The sequence below is a fragment of the Dyella flava genome, assembly GCF_016904955.1.
Classification (GTDB): domain Bacteria; phylum Pseudomonadota; class Gammaproteobacteria; order Xanthomonadales; family Rhodanobacteraceae; genus Dyella_B; species Dyella_B flava.
Window position 1 is genome coordinate 52,653 of the sequence record NZ_JADIKE010000030.1, and the last position, 21,809, is coordinate 74,461.

21 protein-coding genes are annotated in these 21,809 nt (G+C 59.7%); 11 read left to right on the forward strand and 10 right to left on the reverse strand.

The window, feature by feature from the left end:
• Positions 1-226: 226 nt before the first annotated feature.
• From ISP19_RS06015 to ISP19_RS06030, 4 genes are read left to right on the forward strand one after another with little or no spacing between them, the layout of a single operon-like run.
• Complete coding sequence (locus ISP19_RS06015) at positions 227-2,302, forward strand: FUSC family protein (protein ID WP_204680455.1); 2,076 nt, start codon at positions 227-229, stop codon at positions 2,300-2,302.
• Positions 2,295-2,510: a DUF1656 domain-containing protein gene (locus ISP19_RS06020; protein ID WP_204680456.1), complete on the forward strand. Its 216-nt coding sequence runs from the start codon at positions 2,295-2,297 to the stop codon at positions 2,508-2,510. The genes ISP19_RS06015 and ISP19_RS06020 overlap by 8 nt, the downstream gene beginning before the upstream one ends.
• On the forward strand, positions 2,503-3,411 hold the full coding sequence (locus ISP19_RS06025; RefSeq protein WP_204680457.1) for an efflux RND transporter periplasmic adaptor subunit: 909 nt from the start codon (positions 2,503-2,505) through the stop codon (positions 3,409-3,411). The genes ISP19_RS06020 and ISP19_RS06025 overlap by 8 nt, the downstream gene beginning before the upstream one ends.
• Positions 3,405-4,829, forward strand: a complete 1,425-nt coding sequence (locus ISP19_RS06030) for an efflux transporter outer membrane subunit (RefSeq protein ID WP_204680458.1) — start codon at positions 3,405-3,407, stop codon at positions 4,827-4,829. Before ISP19_RS06025 ends, ISP19_RS06030 begins: the two co-directional genes overlap by 7 nt.
• 390 nt (positions 4,830-5,219) lie before the next feature.
• Here ISP19_RS06030 and ISP19_RS06035 read toward each other — a convergent pair whose 3' ends face one another.
• The 5 genes from ISP19_RS06035 to ISP19_RS06055 form a co-directional block, all read right to left on the reverse strand.
• Complete coding sequence (locus ISP19_RS06035) at positions 5,220-6,440, reverse strand: HlyD/EmrA/EmrK family protein (RefSeq protein WP_204680459.1); 1,221 nt, start codon at positions 6,438-6,440, stop codon at positions 5,220-5,222.
• Positions 6,441-6,450: 10 nt separating this feature from the next.
• Positions 6,451-7,932 carry an efflux transporter outer membrane subunit gene (locus tag ISP19_RS06040; RefSeq protein ID WP_204680460.1) on the reverse strand — a complete coding sequence of 494 codons (1,482 nt, stop codon included), beginning with the start codon at positions 7,930-7,932 and terminating at the stop codon, positions 6,451-6,453.
• Between the two features lie 109 nt (positions 7,933-8,041).
• Positions 8,042-8,485 carry a MarR family winged helix-turn-helix transcriptional regulator gene (locus tag ISP19_RS06045; RefSeq protein WP_204680461.1) on the reverse strand — a complete coding sequence of 148 codons (444 nt, stop codon included), beginning with the start codon at positions 8,483-8,485 and terminating at the stop codon, positions 8,042-8,044.
• A gap of 39 nt (positions 8,486-8,524) precedes the next feature.
• Complete coding sequence (locus tag ISP19_RS06050; protein ID WP_204680462.1) at positions 8,525-10,087, reverse strand: DHA2 family efflux MFS transporter permease subunit; 1,563 nt, start codon at positions 10,085-10,087, stop codon at positions 8,525-8,527.
• A 318-nt stretch (positions 10,088-10,405) separates the two neighbouring features.
• A complete protein-coding gene (locus ISP19_RS06055) occupies positions 10,406-10,705 on the reverse strand; it encodes a hypothetical protein (protein ID WP_204680463.1) in 300 nt (99 codons plus the stop codon).
• Between the two features lie 102 nt (positions 10,706-10,807).
• Between ISP19_RS06055 and ISP19_RS06060 the strand changes: the two genes are divergently transcribed.
• From ISP19_RS06060 to ISP19_RS06070, 3 genes are all read left to right on the forward strand, one after another.
• The gene (locus ISP19_RS06060; protein WP_204680464.1) at positions 10,808-11,500 is read left to right on the forward strand and encodes a TetR/AcrR family transcriptional regulator; all 693 of its coding nucleotides are present in this window, start codon (positions 10,808-10,810) and stop codon (positions 11,498-11,500) included.
• A complete protein-coding gene (locus ISP19_RS06065) occupies positions 11,497-11,937 on the forward strand; it encodes a response regulator (protein ID WP_204680465.1) in 441 nt (146 codons plus the stop codon). Before ISP19_RS06060 ends, ISP19_RS06065 begins: the two co-directional genes overlap by 4 nt.
• Before the next feature lie 63 nt (positions 11,938-12,000).
• Complete coding sequence (locus ISP19_RS06070) at positions 12,001-12,501, forward strand: MarR family winged helix-turn-helix transcriptional regulator (RefSeq protein WP_204680466.1); 501 nt, start codon at positions 12,001-12,003, stop codon at positions 12,499-12,501.
• Positions 12,502-12,695: 194 nt separating this feature from the next.
• Here the strand turns inward: ISP19_RS06070 and ISP19_RS06075 are convergent, their stop codons facing one another.
• The 3 genes from ISP19_RS06075 to ISP19_RS06085 are packed head-to-tail and all read right to left on the reverse strand — an operon-like array spanning position 12,696 to position 14,523.
• Complete coding sequence (locus ISP19_RS06075; RefSeq protein WP_204680467.1) at positions 12,696-13,256, reverse strand: hypothetical protein; 561 nt, start codon at positions 13,254-13,256, stop codon at positions 12,696-12,698.
• Positions 13,253-14,011: an anti-sigma factor family protein gene (locus ISP19_RS06080; RefSeq protein ID WP_204680468.1), complete on the reverse strand. Its 759-nt coding sequence runs from the start codon at positions 14,009-14,011 to the stop codon at positions 13,253-13,255. The genes ISP19_RS06075 and ISP19_RS06080 overlap by 4 nt, the downstream gene beginning before the upstream one ends.
• Positions 14,008-14,523, reverse strand: coding sequence for an RNA polymerase sigma factor (locus ISP19_RS06085; RefSeq protein ID WP_204680469.1), 516 nt, complete (start codon positions 14,521-14,523; stop codon positions 14,008-14,010). Before ISP19_RS06085 ends, ISP19_RS06080 begins: the two co-directional genes overlap by 4 nt.
• Before the next feature lie 141 nt (positions 14,524-14,664).
• On the opposite strand from ISP19_RS06085, the gene ISP19_RS06090 reads away from it, so the two are divergent.
• Positions 14,665-15,765, forward strand: a complete 1,101-nt coding sequence (locus ISP19_RS06090) for a catalase family peroxidase (protein ID WP_204680470.1) — start codon at positions 14,665-14,667, stop codon at positions 15,763-15,765.
• Positions 15,762-16,406: a cytochrome b gene (locus tag ISP19_RS06095; RefSeq protein WP_275577105.1), complete on the forward strand. Its 645-nt coding sequence runs from the start codon at positions 15,762-15,764 to the stop codon at positions 16,404-16,406. Before ISP19_RS06090 ends, ISP19_RS06095 begins: the two co-directional genes overlap by 4 nt.
• Before the next feature lie 541 nt (positions 16,407-16,947).
• Here ISP19_RS06095 and ISP19_RS06100 read toward each other — a convergent pair.
• On the reverse strand, positions 16,948-17,721 hold the full coding sequence (locus tag ISP19_RS06100) for an alpha/beta fold hydrolase (RefSeq protein ID WP_204680471.1): 774 nt from the start codon (positions 17,719-17,721) through the stop codon (positions 16,948-16,950).
• 216 nt (positions 17,722-17,937) lie between these two features.
• On the opposite strand from ISP19_RS06100, the gene ISP19_RS06105 reads away from it, so the two are divergent.
• Together ISP19_RS06105 and ISP19_RS06110 are read left to right on the forward strand one after the other, a co-directional pair.
• The gene (locus ISP19_RS06105; protein ID WP_204680472.1) at positions 17,938-19,428 is read left to right on the forward strand and encodes an HD domain-containing phosphohydrolase; all 1,491 of its coding nucleotides are present in this window, start codon (positions 17,938-17,940) and stop codon (positions 19,426-19,428) included.
• A gap of 666 nt (positions 19,429-20,094) precedes the next feature.
• The gene (locus ISP19_RS06110) at positions 20,095-20,364 is read left to right on the forward strand and encodes an XAC0095 family protein (protein ID WP_204680473.1); all 270 of its coding nucleotides are present in this window, start codon (positions 20,095-20,097) and stop codon (positions 20,362-20,364) included.
• An 86-nt stretch (positions 20,365-20,450) separates the two neighbouring features.
• Here ISP19_RS06110 and ISP19_RS06115 read toward each other — a convergent pair whose 3' ends face one another.
• Positions 20,451-21,575 carry a Fic family protein gene (locus ISP19_RS06115; RefSeq protein WP_204680474.1) on the reverse strand — a complete coding sequence of 375 codons (1,125 nt, stop codon included), beginning with the start codon at positions 21,573-21,575 and terminating at the stop codon, positions 20,451-20,453.
• Between the last annotated feature and the right edge of the window lie 234 nt (positions 21,576-21,809).

Consider the following 21,809-nt stretch of genomic DNA (forward strand, 5'->3'; position numbering starts at 1 on the left):
TCTATAAAGAATTTGATTGTAGTCTGCCAGTACCTACCACGACTTTGACGACTAGTCACGTTGTATAGGCCTGATCTCAAGCGTACTTATATTGCTGTCAACCAACAATATTTTGAATTCATCAATTGCCGAGTCGTCTTGCATAATTGTCGTCGTTAGACGGGGCGGCGCGATTTACCGCACCGCCCACATCGTCTAATGCATCCACTTCTGGTAACCACGTGTCATGAGCCCCATTAGCAAGGCGGCTACGGTAAGTCGTCCCCTGTTTCTGCCGGAACCGCGAAAATTGCTATTTTCCTTCAGCAATTTTCTCGCGGCGGCGTTAACCCTGGTTATTTCATTCGAAGCGAGTTTGCCGCGTCCCTGGTACGCATTGTTGACGGTCTATATTGCGGCACAACCCATGGCCGGTGCATTTCGGCCGAAGTTGTTTCACCGCTTGTGCGGCATTCTCCTGGGGGCATCCGTGTCCGTCGCGCTGGTGCCCAATTTCCAGCATGCGCCGGAACTGCTGGTACTGATGCTGGCCTCATGGACGGGCTTCTGCATCTATCTGGCCGTGCTGGATCGGACACCACGCGCGTTCCTGTTCCAAATGGCGGCATTCAGCTCGGTGATCAGCAGTTTTCCCTTTCTCGACGATCCCGGTCATATCTTCATCATTGATATGGCGCGCGTCGAAGAGATGACGCTCGGCATTGTGTGCGTAAGTGTCGTGCATATGATCCTGCAGCCATGGAGCGTCACACCGGTCATACGTGATCGCGCGGAAGCCTTTCTGGCCGATGCAGGTCGGTGGATGAGCGATGTGCTCAGCCAAAGCCATAGCCGAAAAGTGCACGAGCATCGGCGCAAGCTGGCGGCGGATATTGCCGAACTCGGCACGATGGCCATTCATCTCCCCAGTGACCAGCCATCGGCGATAGTCGGACGCAAGACCGTGAGATGCCTGCAGCGGCAGATGGCCAATATGATTCCGCTTACGTCAGCCGTCGCTGATCGGCTGGGTATGCTCGATGCCGGCACTTTGAAAGATCCGGTGCTGGTTCAACTGATGCGTGACACGCGTGCCTGGCTGGACAGGACCTCGATTGATGAGCAGCACTGTGCAAGCGGCTACGCGCTGGTGGAGCGCAGTAGAAAAATGGCCGCCAACCGGACTTTCTATCCGTCCTGGAGCGACCTGCTCGTCGCAAGCGTCGGCATCCGCGTAGCGGAATTTCTTGATTCGTATGTCGAATGCTGCCGCCTGGTCAGCACCATGGGTGGCAAGGAACTTCGCGCCCCAGCACGTGGCAACCGCGTACAGCACAGCACTTTTCCTTTCGCACGCGATCACGGCGTGGCTGCGCTGGCGGGTTTGGCCACCGCGGCGGCGATTTTCCTGCATTGCTTCGTTTGGATATCGCTTGAGTGGCCGGCCGGTGCAGCCACCACGGCCTTTGCCACGCTGATTAGCTGTTCCTTCAGCGCGCTGGATGATCCTTTTCCGATGCTCCGGCGCTATCTGATCGCTACCTTGGTGACATTTCCCCTCGGGGCCTTTTATCTATTCTCCGTGCAGCCGCGCGTGGACGGCTACGCCATGTTCGTGATCACCCTAGCGCCGGCGCTGATCTTTCTTGGGTATTTGCAAGCCATGCCAGCGTACACCGCGCGTGCGCTGCCCATGCTCTCCTGTCTGATTGTCGCCATCATGGTGGTAGATCGATACGACGCGGACTTTGCCTCATTCGTCAACGTGGGTCTTGCACAACTCAGCGGCGTGGTGACGTCCATCACCATTGCCAAGCTGTTCCGTTCCGTGAATGTGCAATGGACTTCCCGGCGCATGATCCGCAGCAATTGGAGCGATATCGGAAAGCTTGCAAAGTTGGGCAGCCCGTCGCATGCCCTGCACTGGACGGAAATGGCCATAGACCGCCTCGGGCAGATTGCCGCTCGCATGGCGACCATGCACGACAGCGACCCGTTGCACGAGACCGATGGACTGGGTGAGCTACGGCTGGGAAGAAACATCATCGCGCTGCGCCGGTCGCTCAAAACGGCGCCCCTTGCCGTTCAGGCAATCCTGCACGACATGCTCGATCAAACGTCGACGCTGTTTGCAACACAGGCTGCAAAAGGTTCGTCCTTGCTGCCACCCGCCGCATTGCTCAATTCGCTGGATATGGCGCTGGTAGGCCTATGCACATCCGAGGGTGTCCAGGCGACCCATCCAACCTTAATGGCCTTAGTAAGCATGCGCTGCAATCTCTTTCCAAACGCACGACCACCGGGAGGGATACGCGTTGCTTGAAGAACTGCACATCGTTGGCGTGTATATGCCTGCCGCGCTGGTGTGGGCCGTTCTGGCCGGCATCGCCGCGCACGTCATCTGCAGTTACTTGCGGCGTTTCAGGTGGTTTGTCCTGTTTGGGCACCCGGGCATTTTTGAGCTTGCGCTGTTGAGTGCACTTTGGTGGTTGATCACCATCCTTGCCGATATGTATCCGCAACATGGGTAACTTATTCTCAAACCACAGGCTATCGAGCCTGGCTCGGTCACTGTTCACGTTGCTGGCGATCGGCACGCTGCTGTATTTCACACGCGCGCTGTGGGTTCGCTATCAGGTGGATCCCGTCACGCGAGACGGCAAGGTGGTTGCGGACATTGTTCCGGTTTCGACGGACGTCGCCGGACTCATTGTCCAAGTCTGCGTCAAGGACAACCAGTACGTTAAAAAGGGGCAAGTGCTGCTTGTTGTGGATCCGTCCCGTTACCTGATTGCGTTGCGGCAAGCACAGGCCAATCTCGGCGGCTTGCAGGCAGATCTGACCGAGGCAGTACGCGAATATCAGCGCAGCTTGTCCATGCCGGACGTGGTAGCCACCGAGCTGACCCAGCAAGAGCAAACGAGGGTAGAGCATCTACGCATGGCCGTAGCGGATGCAGCGGCCGCGCTGGATCTGGCCAAGCTAAACCTGGATCGCACAAAGCTCCGTGCTCCGGTGGATGGCAAGGTCACCGACATGACATTGCAGCCGGACATTTACTTGACGACCGGCAAGCCAGCGTTCGCGCTGGTCGATGTCCCGTCGATGCGCGTCGAAGGTTACTTTGAAGAGACGAAGCTCCAGAAAATCCACGTCAACGATCCAGTCAGCATCCATCTGATGGGCGTTCCCGAGGAACTGCATGGGCACGTGGAAAGCATTGCCGGCGCGATCGAAGATCGCGAACGAACCGGGGACATGGCTAAGCTCGCGGGTGTTGATCCGGTATTCACATGGGTGCGGCTTGCCCAGCGCATTCCCGTGCGCATAAAACTTGACCACGTACCACCGGATGTACTCCTCGTGCCGGGGCAGACCGCCACGGTGGTCGTGCAGCCCGCTAAAATGCCATGGGGTGTTTTCCTATGGTGAAACTCAGACCCCTGCTCATCGTCGGCATTTGCGCTTCGATGCCGGCGTGCATGACGGTTGGCCCCAACTACCACGTGCCGGCTGCGGCGCTGGTTAATGCGCCGGATGCCCAACGCAACTTCACTTTCGCCGGTGCAAACATCAGCTCGACCCCGGCGGCTGATCAATGGTGGCGTCTTTACGATGACCCCGTGCTCAATCGCCTGGTCAAAAATGCATTGAACGAAAATATTCAATTGCGTGTGGCAGCAGCCAATCTCCAGCGCAGTCAGGCGATGGTGATCGAGGCCGAGGCTCAGCATTTCAGCGGGTCGATCAACGCCGCGGAAGGCTGGCAACATCCGTCCGAAGAAGCGGTATTGCAACGGACGGGTATCACGCCATTTCAGGGCTATGCGGTCGGAACTTCAATAAGTTATGACCTGGATCTGTTCGGCGCCATTCGTCGAGGCATCGAGGCCGCCAAGGCCGATGATGCGGCGGTCGTTGCTGCACGCGACTTGGTCCGCATCAATGTCGTTGCGCAGACGGCGTCCGCGTATGCGGATGTTTGCAATGCGGGGCACGAAATCGCCTTGATGAAACAAAAAATCGCGATCGAGGAAAAGTTCACGCGTTTTACGAGCGAGACGGTTTCGCGCGGCCGCGTTTCGCCTACGGAGAATGCGCGACAGCAGGACGTTGTGGCTTCATTGAAAGCAAAGCTTCCCATGCTGGAGTCATCGCAGCGCAACGCCGCGATTCGCATAGCTGTTCTACAGGGAAAAGTAGCGGAGGACTACGATCCATCGCTATTGACGTGTGACGCGCCGCTGCATTTGGATCAAGAGCTTCCCGTTGGAAGCGGACAAGACATGCTCCGGCGCCGTCCGGACGTGAGAATGGCTGAGCGCCGTCTGGCAGCCGCTACTGCGCAAATAGGCGTAGCGACCGCAGCCCTCTACCCAGACATCCAATTCGGTGTTTCGTTAGGTTCAACCGGTGTAGTCGGGGATGCGCTTACGGGTTATACCAATCAATACGGCATTGGCCCGAGCGTTAGTTGGGACCTGAACAGGAAGGCAGTGCGCGCTCGCATTGCCGAGGCTAACGCCGAAAGCCGTGCAAGGCTCGGCATCTTTGACGAAACCGTGCTTGAGGCGCTTAAGGAGGTGGAAACCTCGCTCGACAACTACGCCGCAGACAGGGATCGCCGGACACAGCTGCAGGCCGCCCTGAATGGCGCAGTCAAGCGTGAGCAGGAAGTGGAAGAGCTATATGGGGGCGGGCGGATTGATGCCCTCACCATGCTGGCGGCCCAACGAGACAGTTGGACGGCTGAACTCGCGCTTGCCGATATCGAACGGACACTCAACCACGATCAGATCGACATCTTCCTCGCATTGGGAGGCGGATGGCAGGGAACCCCTAAGTCGTAAACGCCAGAAGGCGAGCTTGTGAGCTTGCGACTTCTTTCGGCCCACGTTTCGTCGTTATGTAGGAAATCAGACGCTACGCCAAGGCCGGCTCCAGCCGAGGAAGGACATCTCCACGGTTAGAACCAGCGTGTTGGGTCGAATAAGGCGATAGCGCGAGGACGGCGCTAGCCTCGATCTTGCACAAAGGTTGTCAGTCATTGCTGCATTCGGCAGCCACCATCTGACGTGGCCGATTGCACGATCGGGGCGCCGCGGAGATGTGTTTCGTTGGACCCAACAAAAAGGGCCCACTCTTGCAGAGATGGGCCCTTGTCCAAGATCAGCGGATGATTGGATTACGCTGCGCTAACCCAGCCTGCCGCGATCTGCGCGTTGACTAATCGAAAGCGTTCACGGAGCCTTCAGTGAAGAAGCCATCGCGCTGTCTTCGCTGCCCGCCATATTGGTGTGGATGATCTTCGCGATATTGGCATCGGCATTGGCCAGCTCCTTCTGGAATACATCGGTGCTGTAGCGAGGTGCGACTTGCGGTTGCTGGGCCAGCATGGCGCCGTTCTGATCGCGAAGGTTGACTGACGCGTCCATCGACATGCCGATGCGCAGCGGATGCTGGTCAAGCTGGTCCGGGTCGGTGAAGACGACACGCACCGGCATACGCTGCACGATCTTGATCCAGTTGCCCGTCGCATTCTGCGCCGGCAGCAGGGAGAACGCGGCACCGGTGCCCACGCCCAGCTCAAGGATCTTGCCCTTGTACTTCACGGAAGAACCATAGACATCGGAGGTGATTTCTACCGGCTGGCCGATGCGCATGTCGGTGAGCTGCGTTTCCTTGAAGTTCGCATCCACCCATATGTCATGCAGGGGCACCACGGCCATCATCGGCGTGCCCGTCTGCACGCGCTGGCCGACCTGCACCGTACGCATGGCGACATAACCGGTGACCGGCGCCACGATGGTGGTGCGCACATCGTCCAGATACGCGGCGCGGTAAGCGGCGGCGGCGGCCTTCACGTCCGGATGGGAAGCCACCACCGTGTCGTCAACCAGCACCTGGTTGGTCTGCAACTGTTGCTGCGCGTCGCTCAACGCGTTTTGCGCGGCGGTCAGTGCATCCAGGGCGTGGGACAGTTCTTCTGCCGAGATCGCACCGGTTTTGACCAGGTCGCGGCGGCGGTTGTAATCGAGTTGTGCCTTTTCCACCGCCACGCGACGCACAGCCACGATCGCCTGCGCGCCGGACACCGTGGTGTAGAGGCCGCGTACGCGGCGCACGGTGTTGGCGAGATTGGCCGAGGCATGCTGCAGAGCCACGTCGGCGTCATTGCGATCCAGCGTGACCAGCACCTGGCCCTGCTTCACCAGATCGCCGTTGTCGGAGCTGATCGACACCACCGTGCCGGGAATCTGGGGCGTAACCTGCACCACGTTGCCATTGACGTAGGCGTCGTCGGTACCTTCATACCAGCGGCCATCGAGGAAATACCACGCGCCAAAGGCGATTACGCCTACCAGCGTGACGGCGCCGAAGAGCTTCATCATGACCGCGCGCTTCTTGCCGTTGCTCTGCTCTGCCGGGCGCTCGGCTTCAGTTGTCGTTTGAGTAGACATTGGGGGTGCCTCAGGAATGATTGATAAGAGAACGGGAATTTGCTTCGGCCGCGGACGCTGCTGCGTCCGGTGCGGCCTGGTTCGGGCGGTAGCCACCGCCAAGAGCCTGGATCAATTGAATGTCGGTATCCGCTTGCTGCGCGTGCAGTTCGGCCATGCGCTTTTGAGCAACCAGTAGCTCCTGACGCACGCTGAGTGCTTCCAGATAGCTGCCGATACCCGCCTGATAGCGTTGCTCGGCCAAGGTCCATGCGTCACTGGCGGCGTCTACCGCGCGCTGCTGCGCCCCGATCTGAATCCGGACCGAAGCCAGGGCGTCGTTGTCGTCGGAAACTTCGTTGACCGCGCGCACCAGCGTTTCGTTGTACTTGGCGACAGCAAGGTCGTATTCGGCGTCTTTGCTATCCAGGTTGGAGCGGCGGCGGCCGCCATCAAAGATCGGCAGGCTGAAAGCCGGGCCAGCGTCGTAGAAGGTCGACTTGCCCTGGAACAGATTGCCGCCACCCACCATCGCCATCCCTGCCAGCGCGCTGATGTTGACGTTCGGCAGGAACTGGGTCTTGGCGGACTTGATGTCCTTGGCGGAGGCCTCTACACGCCAGCGCGCAGCGACCAGGTCGGCGCGATGACCAAGCAGTTCCACCGGCAGATCAGCCGGAATATCCAGCGCATTCGGCGGCAGCAGGGTCGGACGGGCGATATCGATGCCGCGATCGGGGCCCTTGCCGAGCAGTACCGATAGTGCCGAGCGGGCGGCGTCGATCTCGCGATCGGCAAAAGCCTTCTCACCCTGCGCAGCGGCGACTTCCGAGACGCTCTGCTTGAGCTGCACATCATTGTCGATACCGGCATTCACCCGCTGCTGGGTCAGTGCAAGCACGTCGCTCGCGCGCTTCAGTTCCGCCGCGGAGACGTCCTGATCTTCATAGGCGTAGCCGAGCTGCACATAGGCACGCGCAACATTGGCCGACAGTTCGATCCGCGCCGCCTGGGCATCAACTTCGGTGGCGCGTTGCTGGCCCAGCGCCGCTTGCCATGCGGCACGCTCACCGCCCCACAGGTCGAGGTTCCAATTGAAACTGACATCGGCGTACTTGAAGGTTTCGTTGTGCCCGTTGCCAATTTTGGGAATGGTGGTGGGGATGCGCGCTTCCTGCACACTGCCGCCGACATTCACCGTCGGCTTGCGTGCCGAGTCGGCAATACCCGATTCGGCCTGCGCTTCGCGAGCGCGTGCATCGGCTTCGGCCAGGGTCGGATTGTCCTGCAAGGCTTCAGCGATCAGGCTGTTGAGCTGCGGATCGCCGAGCGACTTCCACCAATCGTTCTGTGGCCAGGCTGCCGGCGAAACCGTCACATTCGGCAGGCTTTGTTCGCTCTTGAGGGAGTTCGGATTGATCGGCGTGCCGTCCGGACGCAGGCCACCGCTGCTGGCGCAAGCCGCCAGTGCGAGGGTCATTCCGACCGCAGCCGCTAGGAGATGTACACGCATAAATTTCAATCTCTGGTAGTTAAAGGAATGAGTGGTTCGGTGAAGCACATCGGCGATGCGCTTCATGGTTGAAATAAATGTTGCGAGTGGTGCGTCTTGAGACCTGGCCTTACTCGCTGTCACCGATGAATTTGCCGAGCAGACGGATAAGCTCCTCAAATTCCTCCTTGGTGAAGTTCTTCAGCCGTGCATTGAGCACATGTGGCGAGATCTCGGGTATGCGATCGGCGATCGCGTTGCCTTTGGCGGTCAATTTGAGGTTGACCACGCGGCGGTCGTCGACGCTGCGGAACCGCTCCAGCAATTGCTTCGCTTCGAGCTTGTCCAGCAGGCGCGTCATCAGGCCGGTATCGATGCTCAGCAGCTTCGACAATTCAAACGGCGTCGAGGCCATGCCACTTTTCATGGAGAACAGCACGCCCATCTGCTGAGCGGTGATGTCGACTTCCTTGAACGCCGCGTCAATCTCGGTCACGACCAGGTTGCGGGCCTTGTTCAAGAGAAAGCCGACACTCTTGGTGAGTGCGAAATTTTTGCTGGTGTAGTGGTTCATGGGATGTCCTCGATGCTTTTGAATATCGGTTCGCGGGGATCAGTGACCGCCAGCCGTCGAAGCTTCGGCCATGGCGTCCTTGCTTGGATGGGTGATCCAGATCAACGGAATGATTACGACAAAGATGATCGCGGAAAGCCAGAAGATGTCATTCAGTCCAAGCATGGCCGCTTGTGCGGTCAGGCCTTGCTCGAAGAAGGCCAGCGCATTGGAGGTAGCGACATGCAGCGTCGACTGAACCTGGGCGATTCCGCTCGTGTAAATCGGGTTGTAGGGATTGGCCTGCTCGATGAGCCGGGCGTGATGCAGGATCGTGCGGTCGCTCCAGCCGGTGGTCAGCAGGGACGTACCCACCGCGCCGGCAAAGATGCGAACGAAGTTGGACAAACCGGCCGCAGCGGGGATCTTGTCGTGCGGAAGCCCCGAGAGAATGATCGCGGTCAGCGGCACGAAGAACAGCGCCATCGGAATGCCTTGCAGCAGCGTCGGCAGCACCAGTGTGTACTCGTCAATATTCGGTACATAGTTGGCGCGCATGAAGAACACGGCCGAGAAGCCCAGGAACGCCAGCGTGGCCAGTACGCGTGGGTCCGACTTGGGCATGATCTTGCCCATCACCGGGGCGAGGATCACCGCAAAAATACCCAGCGGCGCCGTCACCTTGCCTGCATCCATGGCGCGGTAGCCCAGGAATTCCTGAATCCACTGCGGCAGCAGCACCAGGTTCGCAAAGAACACGCCATAGGCCACGGAAATCGCCACGGTGCCACCGAGGAAGTTGCGACTTTCGAATAGACGCAGGTCCACGATCGGCTTTTCCGCGGTCAATTCCCAGATCAGGAAGAACACAAAACTGAGCAGGGCCACCACCGCCAGCGTGCAGATCACCGGCGAGTTGAACCAATCCAGATCCTTGCCCTTGTCCAGCATGACCTGCAACGAGCCGACCCAGCAGACCAGCGAGAGCAGGCCGACGGTGTCGATCGGCAGCTTGCGCGAGGGTGTTTCGCGGTCGCGATAAAGCGCCCACACCACCGCGGCGGTAAAGATACCGACTGGCACATTGATATAGAAAATCCATGACCAGCTGTAGCTATCGGTGATCCAGCCGCCAAGCCAGGGGCCGGCGATCGGGCCCACCGTGGCAGTCATCGCCCACAACGACAATGCACTCGCACTTTTGTTTTTGGGGAACGTGGTCAGCAGCAACGCTTGCGACAGCGGCACCAGCGGACCAGCCGCGGCACCTTGCAACACGCGCGCGAGCAGCAGCACCGGCAGGTTGGGGGCGATACCGCACATGGCCGAAGTAATCACGAACAACAGGATCGCCGCCACAAACAGCTTCACCTGACCCACGCGCTGCGTCAGCCAGCCGGTCAGCGGGATCGAGACCGCGTTGGCGGCGGAAAACATCGTGATCACCCAGGTGCCGTCGTCCACCGATACGCCCAGGTCGCCGGACAGGGTGGGGATAGCGACGTTGGCGATGGAGGAGTCCAGAACGTTCATGAAGGTGGCGAGCGCCACCGCGAACGCGCCCAACGCGAAACGCATGCCCGTCAGGGGAGCCGGTGCCGCGGGGGTGGTTACCGAGTTCATAGAGTGCCTACTGCGTCGATGGGGATGAGGGGTCGGGGGTTTCGACTATTTATCTGACATGTCAGATAAATAGCTAAAAAATAACGGCAAAACACATGGTTGGGCAAAGGAGGGTGGTCCTCGATTGACCGGTTGCCAGGGTGGGTTGCCGTATTGCTGACAAACACAATATCTGATTATGCAGATAAATGCAATAGCCCCTAATAAAAATTTTTGACCCGGGTGAGGGGCGGGTTCTGAGGCATCCGGGCGCCTCTGCTCGAAGCGTCCAACGGAATTAGGAAGCCATCCAAGTCAGCTGCGCCGCTTCAAACCACCTCACCGTCGTCCCGGCGCGCGCGGGGGCACATGGATGCGCCAGCTTTGAGGAGCGAGGAACACCGGGACCCAGTGACTTGGATGTAGCAAAGACACTAGGTCCCGGCCTTCGCCGGGACGACGAGCAGAGCGCGAAATGCGCTCCATGATGACTTCCACCACAAAGTCGTCTTTACGTGGGAAGTGATTGAGCGATGTCCCTCTCGCAAGACCAGCTTCTTTGGCGATGCCTTCGCTGATCGCTTTTGCTTTGGAGAAGGCGCTCGGTGATCTAAACAAAATGTTTACGAGCGCACGCATCAGCGCATGCGTGAACACCCGCTCAAATCAGTAATGGCCACGGAGCCCCCCTTTTCATCGGCCTCTTGATGATGGTACGGTAACGTACATTACCAATTCCCAATGGCCTCCCCAGCCATGACTCAACCCCCCAAAAAGCGCCAGACCAAGGCCGAACGACGCTCCGCCATTCTGCAAGCGGCCGGCGAAGCGTTCTTCCTGCAGGGCTACGCCGCGACCAGCATCGACTCGATCATCGAGCGCCTCGGCGGATCGAAACGCGCGATCTATCAAGAGTTCGGTAGCAAGGAAGGGCTGCTCGTCGCCTTCGTGTCGGAAGGCTCCAACCTGCTGCTGGCTTCGTTGGACGATGCGTACGTCGAACACCACGATCTGCGCGAGACCCTGATTGAATTCGGCTGCGCGATGACGAGCGCATTACTCGGCCCCGGCTTCATCGGTGCTTATCGATCCGTCCTCTCCGAAGCGTTGCGGTTTCCGGAGCTGGCCCAGGCGTATTACGTCAACGGACCGGGTAAAGCGCAACACCGCCTGGCGCAGGTTTTAAACAGCGCCAAAGATCGCGGCGAGATCCGCCTGGAAGACTGCGACGCCGCTGCGTGCCATCTGCTCGGCATGCTGCGCGACAACGTGCATCTGCGTGTTGTCCTTGGTCTTAGCCCGCGGCCCAGTCAAAAAGACATCCGCAAGCATGTGACGTCGGCCGTCGATCTCTTTCTGCACGGCGCCAGTGCCTCCGCGCCAGTGGTCGTACGTAAACCGCGCCCCGCAACGAAAACGGCGGAAAAGAAATGACACAGGCCAACCCGTACGCGCTGAATAGTATGAGTGCACCTTCTTCATTCTCCATGAGCTGCGCTCTCGTGCTGGAAGACGACCTGATGGTCGCGGCAGGGCTGTGCGATGTGATCGAGTCAGAGGGCTTGCCCACCCTGCTTGTTTCCGGCAATGACTCCATGGGCGCCGAGGCACTGATCCGGCACGGCCACTTGTTGGCGATCGCCGTGGTGGATGTGAGCCAACCACGCGACATGACCTACGCGCTGCTGGATTTGCTTCGCGGCCACGGAATACCGGCCGTATGCGTCTCCACGACGCCATCGATCGAGTTGCCGGCTCCATATGCGTCATTGCCGCTCTTTATCAAACCGTTTGACATGAACAGCTTTCGGCAGGTCTTGCGTGAAATGGCAGCCGAAGGGATCCATAGCACGCACGAGCGCGGGATCTGATTCGTATCTTCACGGATCCCACCACACCACCCATCGCAAAAAAAGCGTTTGATTGGAGTAACGATGATGACGCTATTACGAATCGCCGACCTTGCTTCTGACCAACCGCAAAGCCTGGCGCATCTTACAAGTCGGGCCAACATGGCCATCTGGTTGTTCATCACCCACCATACCGAAGCGCTCGGCGGCATCACCGGCATGCAGGCCAGTGTGCTCCAGCTGGTCACCAGCTGCAGGGGTGTTACGTCCATTGAAATCGCGCGGCTCTACAAGTTGCAGCCGAGCTCGATCACCGGACTGGTCGACCGCCTGGTCAAGAAGGGCCTGGTGCTGCGCGTTCCCAGCGACGACGACCGGCGTGTCGCTTATCTTCGCGCCACCAGTGAAGGCGAAGCCTTGGCGGCTCAATTGCAGGCTGTCTTTGATAAATCGATCGGGTCGCTGACCGATGGCATCAGTGACGGCGATCTGGCCATTTTTCGACATTGCTTGAAGCACATCGCTTTGAACGCACGCGCAGCCGAAGAGGCCGGCAGCCCAGGCGCGAATGATCTGGTCTATTGAAGCGCGCAACGTCATTCAAAAAAAGCGCCACATTTCAAACCGCCTCACCGTCGCCTCCGCGCGACGACAAGCGAGCAAACGCGTAGGTTGGGTAGGTTGGGTTAGCGCAGCGTAACCCAACGGAATCCGATCGAAGCGATGAACATCGTTGGGTTACGCGGAGCTAACCCAACCTACGCACTGCAGCATGTCACTCACTTTGGTGTGGCAACCGGCCGCCGGCCCCGCGATACGTGCCCTGCCATAAGCCGCTGAAAGATCAAGGCCAGCGCCAGAAAGTACAGCGTATGTGCTGCTGCAAACCATGCAACGCCGATAAAACCAAGGTGAGCCGTGCCGGCAAACCCCTCACCGGTTAGCGGCAGCACGACCACGGCGTTCAACAGCCAGACCACCAGCGCGTACCACAGCCCCTTCACCCAGGCCTTGGCACGCCACCACGGCTCGATCGCAAACGCATAGCCCAGTGCCATCAGCATGCCGATAAAAAAATGGAAGCCAACCTGAAAGTAGGGATCGGCAAGTAGATGCCACGGCTTCTGCAGCGACCCGCCAGACCGCTGCATCAATAAACCAAACCAGGACGTCAGCAGTCGAAGCAGCCCGCCATGCGCCGTGGCAATCGAAAAGCAATCCGCCAGCTTCAACGCGCCGGTATTCAGTGAAATTGCGATGAGCCCGGCGATCAGGGCGAATTTAAGCCTCGCCACGCCATGGTAGAAAGGCGAGCTCATCCCGGCGCCCACCACATTCAAATAACACGCTCCAGCGCTTGCGCCACCAGGCGCTTGTCCGTGCCATCAACGCGGCTGACCATCGCGTAGTTATACGACCGGTCAGAACCGTATTGCGCCAGCAGGTCTCCGTCAGCGCGTTGTCCGGAAGGTAGCAGATCGCGCATCGGTCCCGGTGGGCGCACGTAAAAACTGATCGCGTGCCCTTCCGCATCCTTGTACAGCACCATCGCCGCCGGTCCCTGATCCGTGGCGAACAACCGCCCACCAATCGGGTGATACCCGGCATCGTGCAGGTCGGGGAGACGTGCCGTGCGTTCGATGTGTTTGTCGAGCCACGCCTGCAACACGCTGTCTTCTTCCGATACCACATCGAGCGGAACGCTTTGATTCACCGCCACCATGCGATACGCCGCCATGGCGTCGCCCATCGGCGGCATCGCCCGTGCAAATCGCCAGCCATGGACTTGCCAGCCGCTGAGACCACCTACGCACAGGCTGAGTACCAGCATCGCGGCAATCGCCAGTCGTGCGCGGAAGCGCTGCCAGCGTCGCGCGCGGATATGCGCGGGATCCAGCGCCGGGTTATCCGCCATCGCGGGCAAGGCACCGTACAGCGCCCTCAGCCGCTGCGTATCACGCTGCCAGGCACGCACTTCTTCCGCGCGTTCCGGATGCTGCGCCAAATAGAATTCCACCGCCTGCCGGCGCGACTCATCAAGGCGGCCGTCGATGTAAGCGTGGATCTCGTATTCGCTGGGTATTGTTGTATTCATTTGAGCAACCGTAAGACAGGGGTGGTTGTTTCACCATCGTTGAGCCGACGCAGCGCCTGCCGTGCGCGCGACAGGCGAGACATCACCGTACCGATGGGCACATCGAGTATCTGCGCGACTTCCTCGTAGCTGAGACCTTCCACCGACACCCATAGCAGCAGGTTGCGCTGATCGGGCGGAAGACGCTCCAACGACCAGAGCACCGACTGCGCGATCACCTCGCGCTCCACCGACGGGTGCTCCTCCTCATCGCCGAAGCGAAAGCGCTCAAGCATCGACGCATAGCGTTTGGCACTGCGACGCGCGTCCAGAAACTGGCGGTACAGAATCGTAAACAGCCACGGGCGCAGCGCTGTGCTGTCGCGCCGGCTATCCCAGCGCGACAGCGCACGCTCCAGCGTGGACTGCACCAGATCGTCGGCGCTGGTCGCTTCGCGGGTCAGCCAAAGCGCAAAGCGCCGCAGGCGCGGCAGCAATTCGCGCAGTTGGGCGTCAATGGCGTGATAGGGCATGGTCGAAGCCTTTCAGGGACAGTCCTGCAGGAGGACGCCGCTCGGACCCAGATATTCCCTCCACCGGCGATGGAATAAAAGCCGCCACCACCCGTCTGCCAGCCACTAGACCACCTGTGGCCGCACGGCCAGGAGTTGCTTATGAACAATCCACCCTCGGCCATGGCGCCGGCTGATCACTTTGTCGCCTGGGCATTCATTGTCGGGCTAGTTGTCGTGGTGGCCTTCGCCTTTGGCTACGTCGGCGGCTGGCTGGCGCCGGATCGGCTCACCTCCGGACGCATCGTCAACCAGTTCCAGAAAAACGCCGGCGTCTTTCCAGGCTACCGTCGCAATCACGCCAAGGGCGTCTGCATCTCCGGCTACTTCCAGAGCAGCGGTGGGGCCGCGCCGTATTCGGTGGCCGAGGTCTTTGCCTCCGGCCAGCGCACCCCGGTGGTTGGCCGCTTTGCGATCCCCGGCAGCAACCCCTACGCGCCCGACAGCAGCGTGCCGATCCGCAGCATGGCGCTGCGCTTTGCCCAGGCCAACGGCCAGCAATGGCGTACCGGCATGAACGACACGCCGGTATTCGCAGTGTCGACCCCGCAGGCCTTCTTCGCGCAGCTGCAAGCCGGCCAGCCTGACCCGGCCACCGGCAAACCCGATCCGAAAAAGTTGGCCGCCTTCTTCGCCAGCCATCCGGAAACCGCCGCGTTCCGCGCGTGGGCGAAAACGGCACATCCCTCAGCCAGTTTCGTTGACCAAAATTATTACAGCCTCAACGCGTTCGAGTTCGTCGACGCCGCCGGCAAGCGTCATCCGGTGCGTTGGGAAATGATGTCGGAGACCACCGATGCCGACGGCACGCCCACGGCACCGGCCGGCAGTAAAAATTACCTCTCCCCCGATCTGGAACAACGCCTTGCACAAGGCCCTCTGCGCTGGAAATTGATGGTAACGCTCGCCAACCCGGGCGATCCCACCAATGACGCCACCAAGGCATGGCCTGCCGACCGCACCACCATCGACGCCGGTGAACTCGTCGTGGATAGCACCGAGCCACAGGCAAGCGGCCCCTGCCGCGACATCAATTACGACCCCACCGTGTTGCCCGACGGTATCGAGATTTCCGACGACCCGCTGCTTCCCGCGCGCTCGGCCGCCTACGCCACTTCCTATCTGCGCCGCACCAGTGAAGAAGCCCATCTGCCCGGCAGCGCCGAGGCGTCCGTGAAGAGCAAGTCGGAGATCAAGTCATGAAGCACACCCCCGTCATGAAGGAAAAAACCGGCGCCTTCAGCTTTGCCGCCCGCGTGCTGCACTGGCTGATGGCGGCCATGATCCTGGCCATGTTGTTCATCGGCGTGGCGATGGTGGCATCGGTATCCGCGCTGCACGAATGGCTATTGCATATCCATAAGCCACTCGGGATCGCGATTCTGATCCTGGCCATCGTGCGATTCGCCATACGTCTGCGCCGTCCGCCGCCGCCGTTGCCGGAGGACCTGCCGATGATTCAACAACTGGCGGCCCATGCATCCCACTGGGTGCTGTATGGCTTGATGATCGCGATGCCGCTGATCGGTTGGGCGATGCTGTCCGCCGGTGGTTTTCCCGTCATGCTGAGCGAATCGCTGCGCCTGCCGCCGATTGTTCCCGTCAATCCAATCGCCTTTGCGGTATTGCGTCAGCTGCACACCTACCTGGCCTTCCTGCTCTTCATCACCTTCCTGGCGCACATGGCCGCCGCGCTGTACCACGGCCTGATTCGCCGTGACGGCGTGCTCGCCAGCATGGTGAGCGGAAAAAGGGCGCCGACCTTTAGCTATCCCGCCATTGGCACGTCAGAAGCGGATCGTCACCGGTCAAAGCAAAAACAAGCTGTCCGCATCGGCAAATGATGAACTGGCGTGTGGCTTGGGTTACCCCGGACGTGATCCGGGGTAACCCAACAGAAGGTCCATTCGAATGCCATGTTGCATACCGTCGTCCCGGCGAGGGCCGGGCCCAAAAGTGCGAAGCAAAGCGACTTCCCCTCCCTGCGCTTTCGCTCCACCCCAGCCACTGGGCCCGGCCCTCCCCAGGACGACGGCAAGCGAGCACATGTGCCGGTTGGGTTAGCGCAGCGCAACCAATGAGCCCCACTCGTGCATAAAGCCACATCCTGGGTCCATGCACGATACGGTTGCGCTGCGCTAACCCAATCCACACGTCAGATGCGTAGGTTGGGTTGCCCCGGACTTGATCCGGGGTAACCCAGCAAAAGGGCGCATTCAACCACCACATTTCAACCGCCTCACCGTCGCCCCGGCGAAAGCCGGGGCCCAGTGACTTGGATGTAGCGATGAGGCTGGACCCCGGCTTTCGCCGGGGCGACGGAAAGCGAGCAAGTCAGGAAAAAAGAAGGCCCCGCAAGGGGCCTTCAGTGTCACCGAAAGACACTCAGTTCGAGGCAACTTCCACGCTCTTGGCAGCCTGTTCAATCAGCGCCGCAACCACCTTCGGGTTCGACACATAAATCGCGTGACTACCCTTGGTATTCATCACCGTCGCATGCGCACGCTTGGCCATCGCACGCTGCGCTTCCACTGGAATCATGTGATCGCCATCGACCACCAGATAGAAACTCGGCTTGGATTTCCACGCCGGTGTCGAGATCGTGCCGGCGAGCGCCGCCACATTCCACGGCACCTGCGAGTCCGCCATGAACTGCGCTTTCTTCGGCGGCACGTCGGCGGCAAACGAAGCCGCGAACTTCGCGTTATCCAGCAGCAACCAGCCATCCTGCGGCGGAAGGATCGGCGGCACCGGTGCACCCGGCGGCGGATCCTTGATCAAGGTCTGCACCGATTCACCGGCATCCGGCGCAAACGCCGTGATGTACACCAGTGCCTTCACATTGGGCGCATTACCCGCCTCGGTAATCACCGCACCGCCATACGAATGGCCAACCAGCACGACCGGGCCGCTCTGCTTTTCCAGCACGCGCTGGGTAAAGGCCACATCGTCCGCGAGTGAGCTGGTCGGATTCTGCACGATGCTCACCGCATAACCATCGTGCTTGAGGATGTCGTAGACACTCTGCCAGCCCGAGCCATCGACGAATCCACCGTGCACCAACACGACCGAGGGACGCGTACCGGCGGCGTGAGCCCCACCATTCGCCATCATCGCGCAACCGACGATACCCACCGCCAGATACTTACTTAGATTCATATGCCAAGCTCCCACAGCGCGACAAGATGCACGCGGCCAACGGCGCTGTTGCGCTGTCCGCATGTGGCCCATGAAAGGCGCCCCGTTACCCCTTGGCGTGAGCGCAAGCATGCGGGGCAGGGCGCTTGTGCGGCATCGGTCAAATATCCGATGCCGTCGCGCCGCGCACGCCCCATAGACTTTTCAGTTCCATTTCGTGGGGCTATAACCAGTTGAATGAGCACCCTATCCGCAGTGCCACTTCTTGATGCGATCCAGGCGATTGCCTTCGTGGGTGACCTGGCCATGGGTCAACCGACCGATCACTCCTTACGCACGGCATGGCTCGCCAGACGACTCGCCAGCGCGACCAAAGACGATGCGGAGCTATGCACCGAGGCATTTATCGTCGCCATGCTGCGCTGGTCCGGTTGCACCGCCAACGCCCACGAATTCGCACAGACCTTCGGCGACGACATCGCCCAGCGCAAATCGCTGCTGGCCATGCAGTCCTCCGAAAGCGGCTTCAGATACGCCAGCCGGGAAAAGGAGACCGCCTTCTTCTCGCTATCGCAGATTCACTGCGAAATAGCCGGTGACGTGGCTGGGCTGCTCGGCCTAAGCGCCGATGTGCAATTTGCATTGCGGCATCTCTTCGAGAGCTTCGATGGCAGCGGCGCACCCGATGGCCTCGCCGGCGACGCCGTCCCACCCTCCGTCTACCTCGCCACCCTCGCCAGCGACCTGGAAATCTTCACGCGCCTGTACGGCGTTGAGCGCGCCCGCGAATTACTGCGCCAACGCGCCCAACGCCAATATCCGTTGCACATGGTCGAGCAAGCCATCGCCCATGCACGCGCATGGTTCGAAGAACTCGAAGCCATGAAAATGGCCGAATGCATCGACAGCGTCAGCCGCATGGGCTTCGAACACACCGCGCCGCTGGAAATTCTCGCCGACGTCATCGACCTCAAAATGCCCTGGATGACCGGCCACTCCAGACTCGTCGCCACCCACGCCAGAAACGCCGCACGACAACTCGGCTTGGACAAACGCACGCAGGATCGCCTCTATCGCGCCGGCCTTATTCACGGCATCGGCCGCGCCGCCGTACCGAACATGATCTGGGACACCCCATCCACGCTCACCGAATCCGCCTGGGAACGCGTACGCCTGGTGCCCTACTGGACCAGCCGCGCCGGCCGACTGCTGCGTTCCCTCGAAAGCGAAGTCAGCCTCGCCTCACTCGCCTACGAACGGTGTGACGGTTCCGGCTATTACCGCGGCCTCACCGCCGACGAAACCCCACTCGAAGCACGCGTGTTAGCCGCAGCCATCACCAAAACCGCACTCTCGCGACATCGACCCTGGCGAGCCGCCATGAGTGATCACGACGTACGCGAGTTCATGTTTGAAGAAGCAAGAAAAGGACGCCTGGACAACACCGCCGTCCGCGCGCTCTTCCCGTTCGACGTGCGGCGCTGCGCAGTGCAAGCCAACACCGTCGTCACCAACGCCTGCCCCCTCACCGATCGCGAAAGAGACGTCCTACGCTGCATCAGCATGGGCGCAAGCAACAAAGCCGTCGCCCAACAACTAGCCATCAGCCCCAGCACCGTCCGCACCCACGTCGAAAGCGTCTTCCGCAAACTGGGCTGCACAACCCGCGCAGCTGCAACACTCAAAGCCGTGCAACTCGGCCTTCTGGATGCAACGGAATTTTCGTAGAGCTTGAAATCTAGCGTGAGCCCCAAGCTTTTCCTCCTCTCCCCTAGGGGGAGAGGACCGAGGTGAGGGGCCAGCCTCGCGGAGAACCAACAGAGAAACATCAATGCAGTTCTCAATCTCCCCACAAGCCCAGCCCCTCACCCCAGCCCCCAGATCAAGTCCGGCGCAGGCCTTCTCTCCCAGAGGGACTAGCTTTGCGTCACCCGGAAGGGAGAGCGAGCCAAAGCGGCGCAGGTAAATTGTGCGGCGCAAACACGGCAAATTTTCCGTTGCCAGAAATTTCGCATCCTTTCGCACCACCCAGGTCGTACATATGCGATCTTGGATGCGTTGAACGTGCCCATCCGGCAAGATGAAGCCGACACGTCCGACAGGAGTGAAACAGCGCGGATCGCCTGGGCGGCAACCCAAACGATCCGCTGGCCACAACCAACTACCAGAGAGTTAGCCATGGTTATCCCCGATCTTACGGCACGCACGCTCACGCGTGCCCCCGCCACGCCGACATTCAACCTGTTTCACCGCCGCTCACACTGCGCGGCGTCGGGCCCAAGTGGGTAATCGTTCGGTCAGAAGGACAGATTCCGACCAAGCGAGCAGGATTCTTCCTGCAGTCCCTTCGCCCGCGCGCAATGCGCGGGCGACCTAACCTGATGGAACAAGCCCATGAAAAAACCAACCCAAACCCCGACCGACGCCACCACCTACCTGCTATCCGCAGAGCACTACTACGAACTCCGCATGATCCGCGACCATCTCCTCCTGATGGCCCAACTCGCCGGCACCGCTGGCATGAACGGCGACAACGACGTCATCCATTTCGTCCGCCGCAGCCTGATCGGGCAGCTGTTTGGTGAGCTGAGTTTTCAGATTGCTGGTGTGGTGGATGCGGTGGCGCAGAGTGAAGCTTGTGTAGAGCGTGCACAGACGCATTGATGGTGGGGAAGTTTGGTGCCTTCGACGGCATGCTGACCACAAGAGCGCGCTGTCTTTTCAAGTCGCAAGCTAACCAAGCAGCTGGGTCACACTCGCACCCGTTTCATAAGTGATTCGAAGCGATATATTGCCGGACGACGTCCGGCCGCTTCGCGTACCACCTGCAGCAAACCTTCATGCAGCAAGACGCGAGTGAAACGTGCAGCGGTCTGCGGTGGAATGCCGGCACTTCGGGTAAAACGGCTATTACTAAACACCGGATTCGTAAACAAATAATCCAAGGCTGTAACCGCGTATTTAGACGCTAACAAATCAGTGAATCGTGGCTTCATCTCATCATAGAAGTCGCTGATGCTCTGAGCTGCGTCCAGGTTGCGGATGGCTTGCTTCTCAACGGCGACAAAGAAGAACTCGCACCAGCCATCCCAATCGTTCTGGGAAGAAACATGACGGAGGCGATCTAGATACTCGTCTTTGTTATCTTCGAAATAACGACTGATATAGAAATGTGGTGCGGCAATGGCCTTATCCTGCCACAGCATCAGGGTAATCAACATTCGGCCAACGCGACCATTGCCGTCCTCAAATGGATGTAGAGCCTCAAACTCAGCATGTGCTAGCGCGGTGCGTAGCAGCACTGGCATCGCGCCGTCGCCGACGAGTCGGAACAGTGCTTCCATGCCGCCTGAAAGGTGCTCGGGTGCTATGGGCACAAAGCTCACTTTGCGGCTTCCGCGCTCACCGATGTAGTTCTGTTCGTGCTTGTAAGCACCAGGCGACTTTCCAGCACCGCGCCCAAAAGAAAGCAATTGGCGATGAATGCTTTTGAGTAGCGACTCGGATAGGGATTGTCCCTGTTCCAATCGAGATTGCGCGGTGTTCAGCGCACGCCGATATAGCAGAGTTTCTATCGCATCGGAGCGGAACTCTAAAGACGCGCTCGCGTCGTCGTCGTCGTACTCAGCCTCCAATTGGAGGATCTCGTCCAAAGTGCTGATGGTGCCTTCCATACGTGAGGAAACCACCGCTTCCTGGCCACGCAAGGGGGCAAGAAAGAGTTCGCTGTTGTGCAGGCTGCGCAGCATCTGATCGTATCGGGCCAGCGCGGCCGTAGCGTTCAGCAGCCCCGGCATCAGCCGTCCCAAGTCCAGTTGGCCAGGGGGAAACTTACCGAGGTGGTAGTGGACGGCTTGGCTGGTGTCTAGGCTCATTGTTGAGCGTCCGTAAACATCTAAGTTTGTTGTTGTTAACAATATGCCATATCATTAACAACAAGCAAGCTTGTCGTTCATGGAACGAGGTCTAGCCGGCTTGTTATCAAGATTTCTCCATCGATGAAGGACGAACGGGTTTGTCGTTCATCCATAGCCACCTACCCAGTTTGTCGTTGAATTTTTCGGTTTTATTAACGACAAGCTAGGGCTGCCGGGGGTGCTATGAGGCAA

What these genes read in the sequence shown, in the direction of transcription:
- ISP19_RS06035 (WP_204680459.1), bottom strand. Translation starts at nt 6,440, where the DNA reads ATGTCTACTCAAACGACAACTGAAGCCGAGCGCCCGGCAGAGCAGAGC.
- ISP19_RS06110 (WP_204680473.1), top strand. Translation starts at nt 20,095, where the DNA reads ATGAAAAAACCAACCCAAACCCCGACCGACGCCACCACCTACCTGCTA.
- ISP19_RS06080 (WP_204680468.1), bottom strand. Translation starts at nt 14,011, where the DNA reads ATGAATACAACAATACCCAGCGAATACGAGATCCACGCTTACATCGAC.
- ISP19_RS06105 (WP_204680472.1), top strand. Translation starts at nt 17,938, where the DNA reads ATGAGCACCCTATCCGCAGTGCCACTTCTTGATGCGATCCAGGCGATT.
- ISP19_RS06065 (WP_204680465.1), top strand. Translation starts at nt 11,497, where the DNA reads ATGACACAGGCCAACCCGTACGCGCTGAATAGTATGAGTGCACCTTCT.
- ISP19_RS06045 (WP_204680461.1), bottom strand. Translation starts at nt 8,485, where the DNA reads ATGAACCACTACACCAGCAAAAATTTCGCACTCACCAAGAGTGTCGGC.
- ISP19_RS06115 (WP_204680474.1), bottom strand. Translation starts at nt 21,575, where the DNA reads ATGAGCCTAGACACCAGCCAAGCCGTCCACTACCACCTCGGTAAGTTT.
- ISP19_RS06055 (WP_204680463.1), bottom strand. Translation starts at nt 10,705, where the DNA reads ATGCGTGCGCTCGTAAACATTTTGTTTAGATCACCGAGCGCCTTCTCC.
- ISP19_RS06040 (WP_204680460.1), bottom strand. Translation starts at nt 7,932, where the DNA reads ATGCGTGTACATCTCCTAGCGGCTGCGGTCGGAATGACCCTCGCACTG.
- ISP19_RS06050 (WP_204680462.1), bottom strand. Translation starts at nt 10,087, where the DNA reads ATGAACTCGGTAACCACCCCCGCGGCACCGGCTCCCCTGACGGGCATG.
- ISP19_RS06090 (WP_204680470.1), top strand. Translation starts at nt 14,665, where the DNA reads ATGAACAATCCACCCTCGGCCATGGCGCCGGCTGATCACTTTGTCGCC.
- ISP19_RS06030 (WP_204680458.1), top strand. Translation starts at nt 3,405, where the DNA reads ATGGTGAAACTCAGACCCCTGCTCATCGTCGGCATTTGCGCTTCGATG.
- ISP19_RS06100 (WP_204680471.1), bottom strand. Translation starts at nt 17,721, where the DNA reads ATGAATCTAAGTAAGTATCTGGCGGTGGGTATCGTCGGTTGCGCGATG.
- ISP19_RS06095 (WP_275577105.1), top strand. Translation starts at nt 15,762, where the DNA reads ATGAAGCACACCCCCGTCATGAAGGAAAAAACCGGCGCCTTCAGCTTT.
- ISP19_RS06085 (WP_204680469.1), bottom strand. Translation starts at nt 14,523, where the DNA reads ATGCCCTATCACGCCATTGACGCCCAACTGCGCGAATTGCTGCCGCGC.
- ISP19_RS06060 (WP_204680464.1), top strand. Translation starts at nt 10,808, where the DNA reads ATGGCCTCCCCAGCCATGACTCAACCCCCCAAAAAGCGCCAGACCAAG.
- ISP19_RS06070 (WP_204680466.1), top strand. Translation starts at nt 12,001, where the DNA reads ATGATGACGCTATTACGAATCGCCGACCTTGCTTCTGACCAACCGCAA.
- ISP19_RS06025 (WP_204680457.1), top strand. Translation starts at nt 2,503, where the DNA reads ATGGGTAACTTATTCTCAAACCACAGGCTATCGAGCCTGGCTCGGTCA.
- ISP19_RS06015 (WP_204680455.1), top strand. Translation starts at nt 227, where the DNA reads ATGAGCCCCATTAGCAAGGCGGCTACGGTAAGTCGTCCCCTGTTTCTG.